This is a genomic window from Mesorhizobium sp. B2-4-17, from assembly GCF_006441275.1.
Lineage (GTDB): Bacteria > Pseudomonadota > Alphaproteobacteria > Rhizobiales > Rhizobiaceae > Mesorhizobium.
In genome coordinates this window covers 136,848-152,145 of the sequence record NZ_VFUX01000003.1, presented here as the reverse complement: position 1 = coordinate 152,145, position 15,298 = coordinate 136,848, and the positions used below count along the sequence as shown (strand labels likewise).

Sequence of the window (15,298 nt, the reverse complement as noted above, 5' to 3'; positions counted from 1 at the left end):
CGCGGGTGGAAAGACAAGCTTTTGTGGAAAGGGGGGCGCCGGTCGCCTATGAAGGATGCATGTTCAGGCTCGCGCATATTTCCGATGTCCATCTGGGGCCGCTCCCCGATGTATCCTATCGCGATCTCGCCTCCAAGCGGGTGCTCGGCTACGTCAACTGGCAACGCAATCGCCGCCGCCACATGCATGATGCCGTCATCGACAGCATCGTCGCCGACATCAAGGCGCAAAATCCGGACCATCTCGCCGTCACCGGCGACCTCGTCAATCTGGCGCTCGATGGCGAGATCGAGATGGCCAAGCATTGGCTGGAGACGCTGGGACCGCCGCACGACGTTTCGGTGGTTCCAGGAAACCACGATGCCTACGTGCCCGGCGCCTTCGACAAGATCTGCCGGTCGTGGGCCGCCTGGATGAGCGGCGACGGCGTCAACACACCGGTCGATCGCAATGCATTCCCCTATCTGCGCGTGCGGGACAATGTCGCGCTGATCGGGGTCTCGACGGCGCGCGCCACGGCCCCCTTCATGGCCAACGGCTTCTTCATGGAACGGCAGGCGGAGCGGCTCGGCAAGATCCTTCGCGACACCGGCGGGCAAGGCCTGTTTCGTGCCATCATGATCCACCATCCGCCGGTGCGCGGCGCCGTCTCCCAGCACAAGCGGCTGTTCGGCATCGCGCGCTTCCACAAGATCATCCGCCGGCAGGGCGCCGAACTCGTCCTGCACGGCCATTCGCATCTGCCATCGCTGTTCCAGATCGGGGCCCGCAGTGCCAAGGTTCCGGTGGTCGGTGTCGCCGCGGCCGGCCAGGCGCCGGGCGGCAAGCATCCGGCAGCGCAATACAATCTGTTCGATATCGATGGCGAAAAAGGCGATTGGCGCATCCGCCTGACGCGGCGCGGGCTGACCGGACCCGCAATACCGCCCGCCGACCTCCAGACGCTGGAGATTGGCGTCGAGGCCGCGGCGGCTACCGCCGCAGGCTGAGCCCCATAGCCACGAGGCGGTCCCAGAACAGGGCGATCGACACAGCCAGGCCGACCAGGGCGCCGGCGGCGATCAGGCCAACGCCAGAAAGGAAGGCCGACCAGCCCTTGCCGTGCTGCGGCGATCGCAGCGGCGGCTCGGCTTCCGCCACCTCGGCCCGCCTGATGCCGGCCACGGCCGGTTCGACCCCGCCTTCCATCATCCTCTGGCGTTCGACGATGCGCTCGGCGACGTAGCGTGTAACGGAATCGGCAACCGGCTTCATCTCGGTCGATTCAGCCAGCACCACGCGGCCGATCCGGGTGTCCCTGAGGAAGCGGTAGGTTCGGCGGTCGCGCCCCATGGCGACATGGCTGACGGCGTCGATCCACAGGCGCGGCTGCAGTCCGGAGGAAACGACGAAGTCGAAATTGTCCATGTCGGCCGGAACATCGGCGAAGACGGGCGCGAGTTCGGCGGCCAGCAGATCGAGGCGCATGCGATGCGCCTCGCGCATGTCGACGACGACATCGTCGCGATCGGCGAAGGCATTCTTCACATCACGGATGGCATCGGAGAGTTTCCCTGACGGATCGATCTTTTCGCCTGCGTCCTTCATCGGCGTCTGCCTCGCGGGTTTGGTTAAGAGCGAGTTAACACAGACGCCGGCAAAATGCACTGGCGAGATCACAGGGATCGGGGGCGCCCAGCGGATGCCGGATGCGAAAAAGTCAGCCGGTCGCGGCGATGAGTTTCGGGCGCGGCGGCCTGGCGCGGCGGCTCGTATTGCGCCGAATGATGCTTGCAACCAGATCAGGCGCTTCCTCGATCAGCATATGGCCGGCCTCCAGCACGTGATGCACATGAAAGTGCGCCGGCAGGTCATCCGACTGGGCAATGGGCAGCACCGCGTCGTCACTTCCCCACGCCACCATGACCGGCATGGTCAGCCTGTCCAACTGGTCGCGTGGGATGACACCCTGCCGGTCGTCCCTGGTCATGGCGGCAGCGATCTCGACGAGTTTCCGCAACTGGCCGGGTCGCCCGCGCATGTCGCGGAGGACGTCGATGGTGTGATCGAATGGCCGGGTCAGTGGACCCGACATGGCGGCGAGGCACGCCCGGATCTCGGACAGGTCCTTTGCGGCGGCAAAGCGGCGCAACAGCGGGCCGTTGATCTCGGGGCCGAAGCCGCCGGGCGCCAGAAGTGTCAGCGAGGCGACTCTTTCAGGCTCTGCCAGCGCCATCAGCGCCGCCACCGCGCCGCCCATCGAGTGGCCGACCAGATGAACGCGCTTCAGTGCCCGTGCGGACAGATCGGCGAGAATGGCCCTTGCCGCCACTCTGGCCGGGCCGGCACCCGGGAAATCGAGCGAGAGCCCGTGGCCCGGCAAATCATAGGCAAGCGTGCGCGCGGGAGGCGCAAGCAATGAGATCACGTCGCGCCAGACATCGTGGCAGCCGCCGAAACCATGCAGCAGGACGATGGCCTTCGAGCCAACACCCTGTTCGGCGGCATGAAGCGATGCGACCATGAAATCTGAAAGCTTTATTGCGGGACTGCGCGTTGGGAATGCAGCTGGATTGCTCCTTGTCCAGCGCGATGGCCAGTAAAATTTTCGCGATTGGCGGGAGCTGCCGACAGTAAGCCGGCTTTTTTGCTAGAGCCTGTTGCGCCTGGGCAAGTATATGCGGCGCGGCTTAAGTTCTTGTCCCCGCATGTCGCTATCCCACGCATCGGCCCCTCGACGCGACATGTTAACTCGCGTTGCCGAGCCCGGCCGCGCGCAAGGCGCCAACCAGCCGTTCGATCAGATCGGCCGGGTATTTTCGGTCGATGAAGGTCGCGCGTGGATTGGCGGCGAATTTCGGGAATTTGACGGTCAGCTCATCGAGCAGCTTGTGCGCCAGCTTGTCCTGACCGGTGATGCTGGCGCCGATCAGCCGGGCGGCGAGATAATGTGATTTCGTTGCGGTTGTTCTCAGCGAGGAGCTGGCGATCGCGGCCTTGTTCGTGTCGCCAAGCATGAGTTCGCCGGCGAAAAGTCCGAAATCCCACCATGTCGGATGACCGCTTGAGGCATCGACCGCATGGGCCAGGATCGGCGTGCCCTCGGCGTATCGCCCGGCGAAAATCAGCCCGTAGCCATATGCGGCGGCCATGGCGAGATCGTAGGGGTTGAGGTCATAGGCCTTGCGCGTCCAGCGCAGCGCTTCGTCGGCATTGCCAAGACGCGAATTGATGTAGCCGTAGGAGCGATGCGCATAGGGGCTGGTCGGTCCCATCTGCACGGCGCGATGAGCGAATGTCATCGCCTTCTCGACCGTCGCATCCGGCGGATAGGCGTAGTGGTCGTTCACTGCTTCCACGTGCAGCGAGGCCAGCTCCGAATAGACCAGTGATGATTTGGCGCCATTATCGGCAAGGGTTTCGAGGCAGCGATAGGCAGCCTCGTGGGTCTTGGCGTTCTGGTCGAGGTAATATTTGTCGTTGAGCAGCAGGCATTGCGTCAGCGCGGTCTGAATGCCGCTCTGCTCGATATAGCTGTAGATCGTGCCAGACGCGGGCAGCGCCGAACTCAGGATGCCGGCGATACGGTCCTCGATGACGGATGGCGCGCTGTCGGTGGCCGCCAGGTTGCGCGACATAAGCACCCGTCCGGTCGCCACGCTCTGTAGTTCGATGGTGATATCGCCCGCGTCCGGTCCAGGCAGGATGTCGAAGATGAAGCTCGTCGCGCTGGCGACCGGATCAGTCTCGTCGACGGTGTCGCGACCGATGAAGTCGATCGTGTCGAAGCCGCTCAGGCCGGCGCGCAGCGAAGTGGCGACACGGCTGGCGTCAGGGCCATCGGCCTTGACGGCGATGTAGACGAGCGGCAAGGCCTCACGCGTGGAGGACGGCGCGATGCTGCTGGTCAGGCCGGTGGCCTCGAACGTAGCGGGGATCTCGCCGCCTGCCAGCAGGGCGCCGCTGCCCTGACGCAGGATCAGAACACCGAGCATGGCGATGACCAGGGCGATCGCCATCCAGAAGAACCTGAGGTGGCGCGCCACCGAGGGCGCCGGTGCCAGCAATGCAGCGGCCGCAATGGCGTCGTCGGCAGCGCCGGAGTGCTCGGCCGGTGCCGTTGCCGCGTCTGACCGCCCGGCGGGTTTCGCCGTTTCCGGCAGACGGATCGCGTTGAGCTCATAAGCGGGGACGTAGCCGCCGCGCGGGATGGCGATGCGGACGGGCTCGGCGATGCCTTCATTGGCGAAATACTGCTGCAGCAACTCGCGCAGCCTGCCAGCCTGCACCCGCACGACGGCGTCGGTCGACGGATCGAAATCGCCGTCCTTGCCGAAGACATCCATGGCAATGGAAAAGCCCTTGAGCCTGTCGGCCTCGCCGGCCTGTTCGCGTTCGACAAGATAACGGAGCAGTTTGCGCGCACGCTCGGACCTTCCGAACGTTTCGCTGGCAAGCAGTCGCTCTAGTGTCTCGCGCACTGCGGGGGCGGCAGGCGTGGCATGCTGCAAGTGTCGATCCTTTCGAAGTCGGCACAGGTTAAGGCACGATCATATAGTGCCCGCATCGCCGCACAAGTATGCACCCATTATGCGATCGCGTACCTAACCGGATAATTTTCCGGTGGTTAATGGCCGGGGCCGCCGCTGGCTCCAAAACAACAACCAAAGGGGCAGCCAAAGCCTTGTTCGGGCTTGGAAAACAGCGGCGCGAGAGGCCGGTTCGGCCTCTCGCTCCGATCATCGGCGGACGCTATCCTGCCTTGCGGCTCACGATACGGTTGGCGGCCGACATCACCGCTTCCAGCGAGGCTGCGACGATGTTGGTGTTGATGCCTGCGCCGAACAATTTGCCCCCGGGATATTCCATCTCGACATAGGAGATGGCCGAGGCATTGGAGCCGCGCTGCATCGAGTGTTCGGAATAGTCGAGCACCGACATTTCGACGCCGACATGGCGCGACAGCGCGTCGACGAAGCCATCGATCGGGCCGGTGCCGGTGCCGGTGATGGTCACCTCCTTGCCGTTGTCGAGGATGACCGCCTCGATCACCCGCCGGCCCTTCACCTCGGTGTCGGGATAGGTGTGGTGGTCGAGGAATTTCAGGCGCGCGCCCGGCTGGTCGACATAGGTCTCGAGGAAGCGCTCATAAATGCGCTTGGCCGGAACCTCCTTGCCCTCGGCATCGGTGATCGCCTGGACCGCCTGGCTGAACTCGATCTGCAGGTTGCGCGGCAGGTTGAGGCCGTAATCGGCCTGCAGCACATAGGCGATGCCGCCCTTGCCGGACTGCGAGTTGATGCGAATGATGGCCTCGTAGCTGCGGCCGACATCGGCCGGGTCGATCGGCAGGTAAGGCACTTCCCACAGGCTGGTGTTGGCCTTCTTCAGGGCCTTCATGCCCTTGTTGATGGCGTCCTGGTGCGAGCCGGAAAACGCCGTGTAGACGAGTTCGCCGACATAGGGATGGCGCTCGGGGATCTTCAGCTGGTTCGAATATTCATAGACGTCCTTCATCCGGTTGATGTCGGAACAGTCGATGCCCGGATCGACGCCTTGCGTGTACATGTTGAGCGCCAGCGTGACGATGTCGACATTGCCGGTGCGCTCGCCATTGCCGAACAGCGTGCCTTCGACGCGGTCGGCGCCGGCCATCAGGCCGAGTTCGGTGGTGGCGATGCCGGTGCCGCGATCATTGTGCGGATGCAGCGAGATGATCAGGTTTTCGCGGTTGTCGAGATTGCGGCACATCCATTCGATGCGGTCGGCATAGACATTGGGCGTCGACATCTCGACCGTCGACGGCAGGTTGACGATCAGCTTGTTGTCTGGTGTCGGCCTGACGATCTCGGTGACGGCGTTGCAGATCTCCAGCGCGACCTCGAGTTCGGTGCCGGTGAAGCTCTCCGGCGAATATTCGAAGCGATAGCCGCCGCCGGCCTTGGCCGCCATGTCGGTGATCATCTTGGCCGCATCGGTGGCGATGCGCTTGATGCCGCCGACGTCCTTCTCGAAGACTACGCGGCGCTGCAATTCGCTGGTCGAATTGTAGAAATGCACGATCGGGTTGGTCGCGCCCTTGAGCGCTTCGAAAGTACGGGTGATCAGCTCGGGCCGGCATTGCACCAGCACCTGCAGCGACACGTCGGCGGGGACGTTGCCTTCCTCGATGCACCAGCGCGCGAAGTCGAAATCGGTCTGCGAGGCCGAGGGGAAGCCGATCTCGATCTCCTTGAAACCCATGTCGAGCAGCAGCGCGAACATGCGCGCCTTGCGCTCATGACCCATCGGGTCGATCAGCGCCTGGTTGCCGTCGCGCAGGTCGACCGAACACCAGATAGGCGCCTTGTCGATGACCTTCGAAGGCCAGGTCCGGTCGGTGAGGCCGACAGTCGGATAGGGTTGGTATTTGTGGGCCGCGTCCGACATGCCCCGGGCTGATTCGGTCATGCCCCGGGCTGACTCGTTGCCGGCTACCGCGGCATCGGAGCGGATCTCTTCTCGTGCGTTCATCGTCTTGTTCTCCCGGCGGCCCTCGGATCCGCCTCGGGCGGATTGATGGCGAGTGGCGCCTTTACCAGATTTTCGTTCGCTTGATGTGACTGCCAATTTTGAGACTGGCTAAGGAGCATGCGCTTGCGCGGCGGTTCGACCGCCGGGCGCTCCTTCAGCGAACCCGGCGATCGCCGATAAGGCCGAGAAGAAGCAGCGTCGAGGCCAGCGCGCGCACGGTCTCGCCGGCAAAGCCGGTCTGACGGGAAGCGGTGGTGGCGCGCGTGTTCATGGCGGTTCTCATACAGGAGCGGTCTGTGGGAGGCAAGCGGGCCGGCATCCGTCGCATATTATTCCTAATGCGGATGCTCTTCCCCGCGCGCCGCAAATGCGCCAGACTTGAGCGCCGGCGGGGCTGCGGTGCTCTGCCGTCGAGAGGGGGGTGTCCATGAATTTCGTGTTCTTCTCGCCGCATTTTCCCGCCAACGGCGCCGATTTTTGCGACCGGCTGAAGAAGGCCGGCGCCACTGTGCTCGGCATCGGCGACGCGCCCTACGAGGCGCTGGACAGCAAGCTCAAGGCAGCGCTTTCGGAATACTATCGCCTCCCCGACATGGAGGACTACGATCCGGTGTTCCGGGCGATGGGGCATTTCATCCACAAATGGGGCCGCATCGACCGGTTCGAATCGCTCAACGAGCATTGGCTGGAGCTGGAAGCCAACATCCGCACCGACTTCAACATCTATGGCACCAAGCTCGATTTCGTGAAGAATTTGAAGCGCAAGAGCCGCATGCGCGCCTTCTTCCGCAAGAGCGGCGTCGAGACCATAGCGCAGCGCAAATGCTCCGATCGTGCCGGCGCCATGACCTTCATCCGCCGCGTCGGCTACCCCGTTGTGGTGAAGCCCGATTCGGGTTCCGGCGCCTCGAACACTTTCAAGATCTCCAATGCCAGGGAGCTCGACCAGTTCTTCCGGGACAAGCCCGAGGACGTCACCTTCGTCATGGAGCAGTTCATCGAGGGGCTGGTGGTGACCTATGACGGGCTGGTCAACCGCGACGGCGAAGTGGTGCTGGCGGCCAGCCACCGCTACGACCAGAGCGTCATGGAGGTGGTCAACAAGGACCGGCACATGAGCTACACCTGCTTTCCCCACATCAGGCCCGTGGTCGAGGAAGCCGGCCGCAAGATCCTGAAGGCGTTCGATGTGCGCGAGCGCTTTTTCCATATAGAGCTGTTCGAGACCCGGGATGATCGGATCATCGCGCTGGAGGTCAACATGCGGCCGCCCGGCGCCTGGATGACGGACGCGATCAACTATACGTTCGATATCGATGTCTATGCGGCATGGGCCGACATGGTGGTCAAGGACGCCGCTGGCGGGCCCTATGAGGGCAAGTATTTCACCGCCTATGCCAGCCGCAAGCGGCATCTCCACTATTTGCACAGCCATGAGGACGTGTTAGCCGCCCACAAGGACAAGATCGTCCATCATCAACCGATAGAAGAGGTTTTCAGCCGCGCCATGGGAAATTACGCCTACCAGATGCGCTCGAAGGATCAGGTGGCGCTGCGCGAGGCGGTTGCCTTCATCCACGCGGAAAAGGCTTGAAGCCAATGGACATCTCCTATCACAAGGCTTTCGCCCGCAATCTCGGCCGCGACATGGAATACAAGCGCTACGGCCATGCCGGCCGGCCGGTGGTGGTGTTTCCGACCTCGCAGGGGCGGTTCTACCAATTCGAGGATTCCGGCGGGGTGGGCGCGCTGGCCGAGTTCATCGACACCGGTCGCATCCAGCTGTTTACAGTCGACGGCATCGATTCGGAATCCTTCTTCGACAGGCATGCCGATAAGGCGCATCGCATCGGCCGCCATGAGGCCTATTTCCGCTATGTGCGCGAGGAGGCACTGCCGGAGTTCCTCGCCACGGCGGCGCAGGCCAATGGTGGGCGCAAGCTGAAGCCACTGTTTTCAGGCTGTTCGATGGGCGGCTATCATTCCTCGAACTTCGTCTTCCGCTTTCCGGAACTGGCCAGCGGCGTCATCGCGCTGTCGGGCGTCTATTCGGCCCGCGATTTCTTCGGCAAGGCGCTGGAGGGCGACATCTTCTACAACTCGCCGCTCGACTACCTGCCCGGGATCGTCGACCCGAAGCTGCTGGCCCGGCTGAAGGCGCTCAGGCTGATCTTCTGCTGCGGGCAGGGCGCCTGGGAAGAGCGCATGCTGGTGGAGACGCGCCAGCTCGAACAGATCCTGCGCCACAAATCCATTCCCGCCTGGGTCGACTATTGGGGCGGCGACGTCAGTCATGACTGGCCGTGGTGGCACAAGCAGCTGGTCTATTTCTTCGGCCGCTGGCTGGATGAGGATCTGATGCACAGGCTGGATTGAACTCCAGGCCGGCTCGAAGGTACCTATTCCCGGATGCTTCTGGCCACCAGCCGCGCGACGCTCGGGCCGACGAGCAGCACGATCAGGAAGCGCGCCGACTGCAGCGCCATGACGAAGGAGATGTCGACATGCTGTGCCGCGGCGGCGATGATGGCCACGCTGTCCATGCCGCCGGGGCTGGTCGCCAGATAGGCTGTGAGCGGATCGATCCCGAGCAGATGGCTGATGATGAAGGCGAGCCCGGCGCAAAAGGCGATCAGCGCCACGATCGAGGCGATGATCTGCGGCAGCGCGCGTGTCGCGTGGCGCAGGATCGGCCTGGTGAAATTCAGCCCGATCGACCAGCCGACCATGGCGTAGCTGATTGCCAGCAGCCAGGGCGGCAACTGCATCCCGACGCCAAGGCCAAGATGGATGACGGCGCCGAAGATGAAGGTGCCGAGGAAAAAGGGCGAGGGCAGCCGGCAGAGCTTCCCCGCCAGTCCGCCGACCAGCGCGATGCCGATGGTGGCGGCGAAAGCCTGCCCATCGATCGGCGGAAACCAGATGACGGGCGGGATTTCGATGCCCGACGTGTCGACCCACATCTTGGCGACGATAGCCGCCGTCATCGACACGAAGATGACGCGCAGATACTGCATGAAGGCGACGAGCCGCTGGTCGGCACCGAAGGCCCCGGCCATCAGCACCATGGCGGTGGCGGCACCCGGCGAGGAGCCCCAGACGGCGGTGGTTCCGGGCAGAATGCGCCAACGGCTGATCAGCCAGCCAAGCAGGCTGGAGGCCGCGACCGTGGCGATCACCACGCCGAGAAACAGCGGCCACTCGGCGTAGAAGACGGGAAAGATGTCGGCCGAGATCGAGGCGGCGACGAGGCAGCCGACAACTGCCTGGGCGGAGCCGAACAAAAGGCGCGGCACGCGCACCGTGGCACCATTGGTGCCGGCGACGATGGCCGCCAGCATTGGCCCGATCAGCAGCGCCGCCGGCAAGGCGGCGAATTCGAGCGCGCCGGCGAGCAGGGTCGAGATGACGAGGAGGATCAGCCATTGCCAAGGCCTGCGCAAACGCGCCATGCGCTCGATGGCGGGCTGGTCCGGGATTGGCTGCTCGGGCGAGGAATCCATCGTCTGGTCTTAGACCGAGGCACAAAAAATGCGAACCCCGTATACCTAAAAGAGTATGTTTCCGCGCTTCAGCCTTGCTGCCTAGGGGCTCCGGGTCAGAGCTTTCGAATAGGGCCCGGGTAGCGGGCTACAATATTGTCCGTCGTCAACAAGGTAATGCCTTCTATATTAGCCTGAGCTACAAGGATTCGATCGAAGGGGTCTCTGTGGATCGGCGGAAGTCCATCGACGGCAACGGCGTGCTCGCTGGTGACGGGCACCTCATGATAGCCGTTGTCGAAAAGGCCTCGCCTCAGTAAGCGCGGGTCCACAGTGAAGTCGTCTCGCCCAAGCCCTCGTTTGATCGCCACTTCCCACAGGCTGGCAGCGCTGAACAGCAATTCGTTCGACGGGTCTTCAATCTCTGCGAGGGCAGCAAGGGGCAGTCGGTCCGGTTCGCTGGCCGCCCACAATAGCAAATGGGTGTCGAGCAGCAGCTTCACGTCTTGATGCCGAACAGTTGCTCGATCTCCTCACTGCCCATGCGGTCGAAATCGTCGGGGACAGAAAACCGGCCGGCCATGAAGCCGACCCGCCGTATCTGCGCCGAAGCCGGCTGATCGATGGGCACGACTTTGACCAGTGGCTTGCCAGCCTTGGCGATAATAAACGGCTCACCTTTGGCGGCCTGGTCAACGAGACGCGACAGATTGGTCTTCGCATTGTGGATGTTCACGGTCTGCATCACGGCCTACTCCCAACAGACTTAGTCCACAGAACTTAGTCTTTTGTGTGGGTACTGCAAGTAGGTTCCCGACAGGATCAGCCCGTCTTACCGTCGGCCAACCCGAAGCCGCCAACAGGGTGGGTCTCCACCTGGAATTCGAAGCCGGCGATGAAGGGCCGGGCCTTGGCGATGGCCGCCTGGACTTCCGGAAGTTGCAGCGAGGCCTTGTGGCTCGTCTGATCCGTCCACACTTCGGTGACCCAGATCGCATCGGCATCGGCCGGGTCGGTGGCGATGATATAACTCAGGCAGCCGGGCAGGGCGCCGGTGCTGGCACGCAGGACCTCCATGACCGCGTCGCGCTTGCCGCGCGACGCCCGCATCTTGCCGATCAGTCCGTACATTCTGTTGCCTCCCTTTGAAGTCTCCGACAAGAGTATGCGGGTCGCCAGTATGCAGATAGCCGGTCACGGCATCAACTGGCCGCCATTCACCTCGATCACCTGGCCGGTGATGTAGCCGCTCAGGAGATCGGATGAGAGGAACAGATAGGCGCCGACGCAGTCCTCCGCGGTGCCGGCGCGTCCTTGCGGAATGGTGGCCACCATGCCCTTCATCTGCTCGCCGGTCGAATAGCGCTCATGGAAGGGTGTGAGGATCGTGCCCGGCGCCACAGCGTTGACCCGGATGCCGAAACCGATCAGTTCCTTGGCCATGCCGCGCGTCACGTTGGAGACGAAGGCCTTGGCCGAGCCGTAGAGGCCGGCGCCGCCGCCCGCTCCATTGCGCGCCGCGATCGACGAGGTGTTGATGATGAAGCCACCTTGCTTCTTCAGCCATGGCATAGCCTTGCGCGAGGCGGTCAGCACCGAACGCGCGTTGAGGTCCATGACCGCATCGTAATGCGCCTCGGTCTGCTCGGCGTAGGGCACGCGGCCGAGCATGCCACCGGCATTGTTGACCAGCCCGTCAAGGCGCCCGAAGTGCCGCGCGCTGTCCTCGACGACGCGCTCGACGTCGGCGGCAACGGAGAAATCGCCCTGGGCGAGGAAGACCTCGCCGCCATTCCCGGTGATTGTCTTGGCAAGCTTTTCGGCCGCCTCATGGCTCGAATTGTAATGCAGCGCTACCCGGCACTTCTGAGCGGCGTAGGCCAGCACCAAAGCCGCGCCTATGCCGGTCGAGGCACCGGTGACCAGCACCGCCTTGCCGGCGAGATCGGGGATGGTGAGCGCGGTCGTGGCGGGCAATGCCGGTCCTCCGGAGGTTCAACGGGACCAGTCGTTCCCGGCCCATGGTCAAGACTGTGCACTATGGCCTGAGATAGGCATAGCCCTGGCTTTGCAATTCCGCGAGCTTGACGACGCCACCCTTGTCGGCGGCATGGAAGCCTTCGAGGAGGTCGGTCAGAGAAATATCCATGCCATGCATGGTGTTGGCGCAGGCCTGCGGCTCCAGCCCCTGCTGCACGAGACCGGCGAAGCGGCCGGAGACCGCGGCCGATATGCCTTTCGATTTGAAGGCGGCAAGAGCTGGGCCATGCACGACCAGCACGATGTCGACCTTGCCGCCCGTGCCCTCATAGTGGTTCTTGATGTTGCCGAGCACGAAATTGACCTTGTCGAGGTCGCTCAGGTGATAGGCGACCTTGAGCCTTGTGGGCTCGGTCGCCGCCGCCCGCACCACGCGCAGGCCAAGGAACGTTCCGGTTCCGGCAAGAACCGCGCGGAACATGTCGCGCCGGCGCATGGCATCCTCCTCCGCTTGGCGGCCCACCGCAAAATCCGTGGCTCCCGGGGCGATACTAGCATAAAATGACGCAGCGTCTTGTCGAGGCGAGGGGGATCACATGGCGTTCAAGGGGCTGGATTGGAGGGCCGTCTTCACCGCCGGATTGAGCGTAGCGCTGCTTGGCGCGCTTTCCGGTCCGGCTTGCGCCGATGATGCCCTCAAGCTCACCGAACTCAGCCCGAACGGGGCGGATGCCTGCTTCGGCCATGTCTATGACGCGGCACACCTGAAGGCGCACCCGAAGCAGAAGGTGGCGCGGATCTTCTTCTACTACGGGCACGATCCGGTCAGCCGTCCGAACGAGGAACCGGCGCACTCCGACACCTCCTACAATGGCTTCGTCACCACCACCGTGCGCGGCGCCAAGGCGCCTCAATGGGCGGGCGGCTGGTGCAACCACCAGTCCGAGGACGGCAAATCGGGCCCTATCCATTGCGGCATGGACTGCGACCGGACGCTGGCGTCGCTGAAGGTCGACGACAAAGGCCGGCTGATCCTCTCGGACCTGCAACCCGACATCTATCTCGACGCCGATTCGGAGGAGGAACTCGGCACGGCGGAATACAACAGGCAGGCGCTCGGCTCGGAGGACGACAATTTCCGCCTCGACCCGATGCCGGCCGCGACCTGCAAGGCCGAGTTCGCGCGCATAGATCCGATCGATCCGGCGCTCGGGTCGCCGTTGCGCGAGCGGCTGAAGCCCGATCAGGCCTTCTGCTACGGGCACGACTACGATGCGGCGCACCTAGCCTCGCATCCCAACCAGCTGACGCAATCGATCCGGGTGTTTCGCGGGCCGGTGGAACTGGCATCCTTCGCTTCGGGCGGGGACGCGGCCAACTGGCCGGATGGCGCCGACATCGCGGTTTCTGTCACGACAAGGGAGAAGTCGGGCAAGGTCACACAGACCTATTCCTGCCAGGGCGAGGCCAACCAGTGGCGTTGTGCCGCGAGCTCGAAGATGAGTAATTTCTCCTGCGACATCGCGCAAAAGGAAATCTTCCTCAAGCGCGGCGCCAACGGCACGATGATGCTGGCCAATCCCAATAGCAGCCTGGCGGTCGTCGATCTTTGCTCGAAGGCCGCCGACGGCAAGACGAAATCGGACGACAAGGTCTACCGGCTGGAGGCAATGCCGCAATCGGCCTGTGCGCCATAACCGCCCATCTTGTCTACGGTGCTCCGATGGCATATATCTTTGCTATATCTCATCTGAGGAATAGAGTGATGGAAAAGGCAAAGGTATTCTGGTCGGGTCGTTCGCAAGCGATACGCTTGCCGAAGGAATTCCGTTTCGAAACCGACGAGGTTTCAATTCGGCGCCACGGGAAAACTGTTATTCTCGAACCGCTGGCGCAAGACTGGGCATGGCTCGACCAACTCACCGGACCGGTGGACGACGATTTTGTCGAGGCTGTTTCGGAGCAACCTGCTGAACAGGTGCGGCCGGCTCTCGACGATGTATTCAAGTGATCTATTTGCTCGACACCAACGCTATTATTGCGGTCGTAAAACGAGACGCGGATTTGTTGAAGCGGCTCAAGCGGCACGGGCCGCAGGACTACGCGCTTTCAACGATTGTCGCCCATGAACTGTACTATGGCGCTTACAAGAGTCAGCAACAAGCTGGCAATCTGGAGCGAATTGAAGCGCTTCGGTTTCCGGTAATTGAGTTCGACCATGAAGACGCAAGACATGCCGGTGAAATTCGCGCGATGCTAGCGGCTTTCGGAACCCCCATTGGGCCCTATGATGTTTTGATCGCGGGCCAGGCGCGCGCCAGAGGACTAACCCTGATAACCCGCAATGTCCGGGAATTCGAGCGGATCAAGGCTCTCTCACTGGAGACGTGGTGAATTTAGGCGAAGGGCACCGCCGTCGTGCCCTTCGGCAGCTTGGCTTCGTCGTCGGGCTCGACATGGATGGTCACCCGCACGGAGGGGATCTCGGCCTTCAGCGCATCCTCGATGCGGTCGCAGATGACATGGCTGGCGCCGACCGACATGTCGGCGTCGACAACCAGATGGAATTCGATGAAGGTGGCACGGCCGGCGATGCGGGTCTTGAGATCATGCACCTCCAGCGCGCCCTTGCAATTGGACGAGATGATGTCGCGGATGCGCATGTTTTCCGTTGTGTCGACGGCGCGGTCCATCAGGCCGTTCATCGACGAGCCGATGACATGCCAGCCCTGCCACAGGATATTGAGCGCGACGATGACGGCCAGCGCCGGATCGAGGATCCGCCAACCGGTCAGGATCGCCCCGACCAGGCCGCCGAAGACGCCGATCGAGGTCACCACGTCGGTCATGATGTGATTGCCGTCGGCGACCAGCGCTGGCGACTTCTCGGTCCTGCCGGCACGGATCAGCGTCCAGGCCCAGAAGGCATTGATGACAGTGGCGACGCCGTTGACGGCAAGACCTTCCCAGGGCTGTTCGAGCGGCGCGGGTGCCTGCCAGGAGCGCCAGACTTCGTTGAGGATCAGAAGCGCGGCCAGCACGATCAGCACGCCTTCCAGCACGGCCGAGAAATATTCGGCCTTGTGATGGCCGAACGGATGGTCCTGGTCGGCCGGCTTGTAGCTGACCTGGATCGCCCAGAAGGCGGCGACCGAAGCAATGACGTTGACGATGGATTCCAGCGCGTCGGAATAGAGCGCGACGGAGCCGGTGATGTACCAGGCGGCTGCTTTCAGCGCGAGCACGACAAAGGCGACCACGATCGACCAGAAGGCAAGGTTTGCGACCTTGCGCTTCGCGGCCTCCCTGGCAGCGATCGCCACCGAGTTCTCGGCTTCGGCCAT

17 protein-coding genes are annotated in these 15,298 nt (G+C 63.2%); 6 read left to right on the top strand and 11 right to left on the bottom strand.

From position 1 onward, the window contains the following. The first annotated feature begins 59 nt into the window (after positions 1 to 59). Entirely contained in the window at positions 60 to 989 is a 930-nt protein-coding gene (locus FJ548_RS04265) for a metallophosphoesterase (RefSeq protein WP_140759778.1), read from the top strand. Here the strand turns inward: FJ548_RS04265 and FJ548_RS04260 are convergent. The 4 genes from FJ548_RS04260 to leuA form a co-directional block, all read right to left on the bottom strand. Continuing rightward, entirely contained in the window at positions 973 to 1,587 is a 615-nt protein-coding gene (locus FJ548_RS04260; protein ID WP_140776950.1) for a hypothetical protein, read from the bottom strand. The genes FJ548_RS04265 and FJ548_RS04260 overlap by 17 nt on opposite strands. Before the next feature lie 112 nt (positions 1,588 to 1,699). Continuing rightward, positions 1,700 to 2,503 (bottom strand): alpha/beta fold hydrolase, encoded by an 804-nt coding sequence (locus FJ548_RS04255; protein ID WP_140759781.1) that lies wholly within the window; start codon positions 2,501 to 2,503, stop codon positions 1,700 to 1,702. 223 nt (positions 2,504 to 2,726) lie between these two features. Next, positions 2,727 to 4,490: a hypothetical protein gene (locus FJ548_RS04250; RefSeq protein WP_140776948.1), complete on the bottom strand. Its 1,764-nt coding sequence runs from the start codon at positions 4,488 to 4,490 to the stop codon at positions 2,727 to 2,729. A 241-nt stretch (positions 4,491 to 4,731) separates the two neighbouring features. Next, positions 4,732 to 6,408, bottom strand: a complete 1,677-nt coding sequence (leuA, locus tag FJ548_RS04245; protein ID WP_181168712.1) for a 2-isopropylmalate synthase — start codon at positions 6,406 to 6,408, stop codon at positions 4,732 to 4,734. Between the two features lie 511 nt (positions 6,409 to 6,919). Here leuA and FJ548_RS04235 point away from each other — a divergent pair. Both FJ548_RS04235 and FJ548_RS04230 read left to right on the top strand, forming a co-directional pair. Beyond that, on the top strand, positions 6,920 to 8,086 hold the full coding sequence (locus FJ548_RS04235; RefSeq protein WP_140610778.1) for an ATP-grasp domain-containing protein: 1,167 nt from the start codon (positions 6,920 to 6,922) through the stop codon (positions 8,084 to 8,086). 5 nt (positions 8,087 to 8,091) lie between these two features. Beyond that, on the top strand, positions 8,092 to 8,868 hold the full coding sequence (locus FJ548_RS04230) for an alpha/beta hydrolase-fold protein (RefSeq protein WP_140610791.1): 777 nt from the start codon (positions 8,092 to 8,094) through the stop codon (positions 8,866 to 8,868). Between the two features lie 23 nt (positions 8,869 to 8,891). Here the strand turns inward: FJ548_RS04230 and FJ548_RS04225 are convergent, their stop codons facing one another. From FJ548_RS04225 to FJ548_RS04200, 6 genes are all read right to left on the bottom strand, one after another. Next, positions 8,892 to 9,995: an AbrB family transcriptional regulator gene (locus FJ548_RS04225; RefSeq protein ID WP_140776944.1), complete on the bottom strand. Its 1,104-nt coding sequence runs from the start codon at positions 9,993 to 9,995 to the stop codon at positions 8,892 to 8,894. Positions 9,996 to 10,090: 95 nt separating this feature from the next. After that, positions 10,091 to 10,477: a type II toxin-antitoxin system VapC family toxin gene (locus FJ548_RS04220; RefSeq protein ID WP_140610776.1), complete on the bottom strand. Its 387-nt coding sequence runs from the start codon at positions 10,475 to 10,477 to the stop codon at positions 10,091 to 10,093. Continuing rightward, positions 10,474 to 10,719, bottom strand: coding sequence for a type II toxin-antitoxin system prevent-host-death family antitoxin (locus tag FJ548_RS04215; protein ID WP_140690616.1), 246 nt, complete (start codon positions 10,717 to 10,719; stop codon positions 10,474 to 10,476). Before FJ548_RS04215 ends, FJ548_RS04220 begins: the two co-directional genes overlap by 4 nt. Before the next feature lie 77 nt (positions 10,720 to 10,796). Continuing rightward, a complete protein-coding gene (locus FJ548_RS04210; RefSeq protein ID WP_140776942.1) occupies positions 10,797 to 11,105 on the bottom strand; it encodes a putative quinol monooxygenase in 309 nt (102 codons plus the stop codon). Between the two features lie 63 nt (positions 11,106 to 11,168). Beyond that, on the bottom strand, positions 11,169 to 11,951 hold the full coding sequence (locus tag FJ548_RS04205) for an SDR family oxidoreductase (protein ID WP_140690099.1): 783 nt from the start codon (positions 11,949 to 11,951) through the stop codon (positions 11,169 to 11,171). A 61-nt stretch (positions 11,952 to 12,012) separates the two neighbouring features. Beyond that, on the bottom strand, positions 12,013 to 12,450 hold the full coding sequence (locus FJ548_RS04200) for a DsrE family protein (RefSeq protein WP_140690097.1): 438 nt from the start codon (positions 12,448 to 12,450) through the stop codon (positions 12,013 to 12,015). 100 nt (positions 12,451 to 12,550) lie between these two features. On the opposite strand from FJ548_RS04200, the gene FJ548_RS04195 reads away from it, so the two are divergent. From FJ548_RS04195 to FJ548_RS04185, 3 genes are all read left to right on the top strand, one after another. After that, entirely contained in the window at positions 12,551 to 13,651 is a 1,101-nt protein-coding gene (locus FJ548_RS04195; protein ID WP_140690094.1) for a hypothetical protein, read from the top strand. 68 nt (positions 13,652 to 13,719) lie between these two features. After that, complete coding sequence (gene vapB, locus FJ548_RS04190) at positions 13,720 to 13,965, top strand: type II toxin-antitoxin system VapB family antitoxin (RefSeq protein ID WP_140690092.1); 246 nt, start codon at positions 13,720 to 13,722, stop codon at positions 13,963 to 13,965. Further along, positions 13,962 to 14,348 (top strand): type II toxin-antitoxin system VapC family toxin, encoded by a 387-nt coding sequence (locus tag FJ548_RS04185; RefSeq protein WP_140690090.1) that lies wholly within the window; start codon positions 13,962 to 13,964, stop codon positions 14,346 to 14,348. The genes vapB and FJ548_RS04185 overlap by 4 nt, the downstream gene beginning before the upstream one ends. Positions 14,349 to 14,350: 2 nt before the next feature. On the opposite strand, the gene FJ548_RS04180 is transcribed toward FJ548_RS04185, so the two are convergent. After that, entirely contained in the window at positions 14,351 to 15,298 is a 948-nt protein-coding gene (locus FJ548_RS04180; protein WP_140690088.1) for a cation diffusion facilitator family transporter, read from the bottom strand.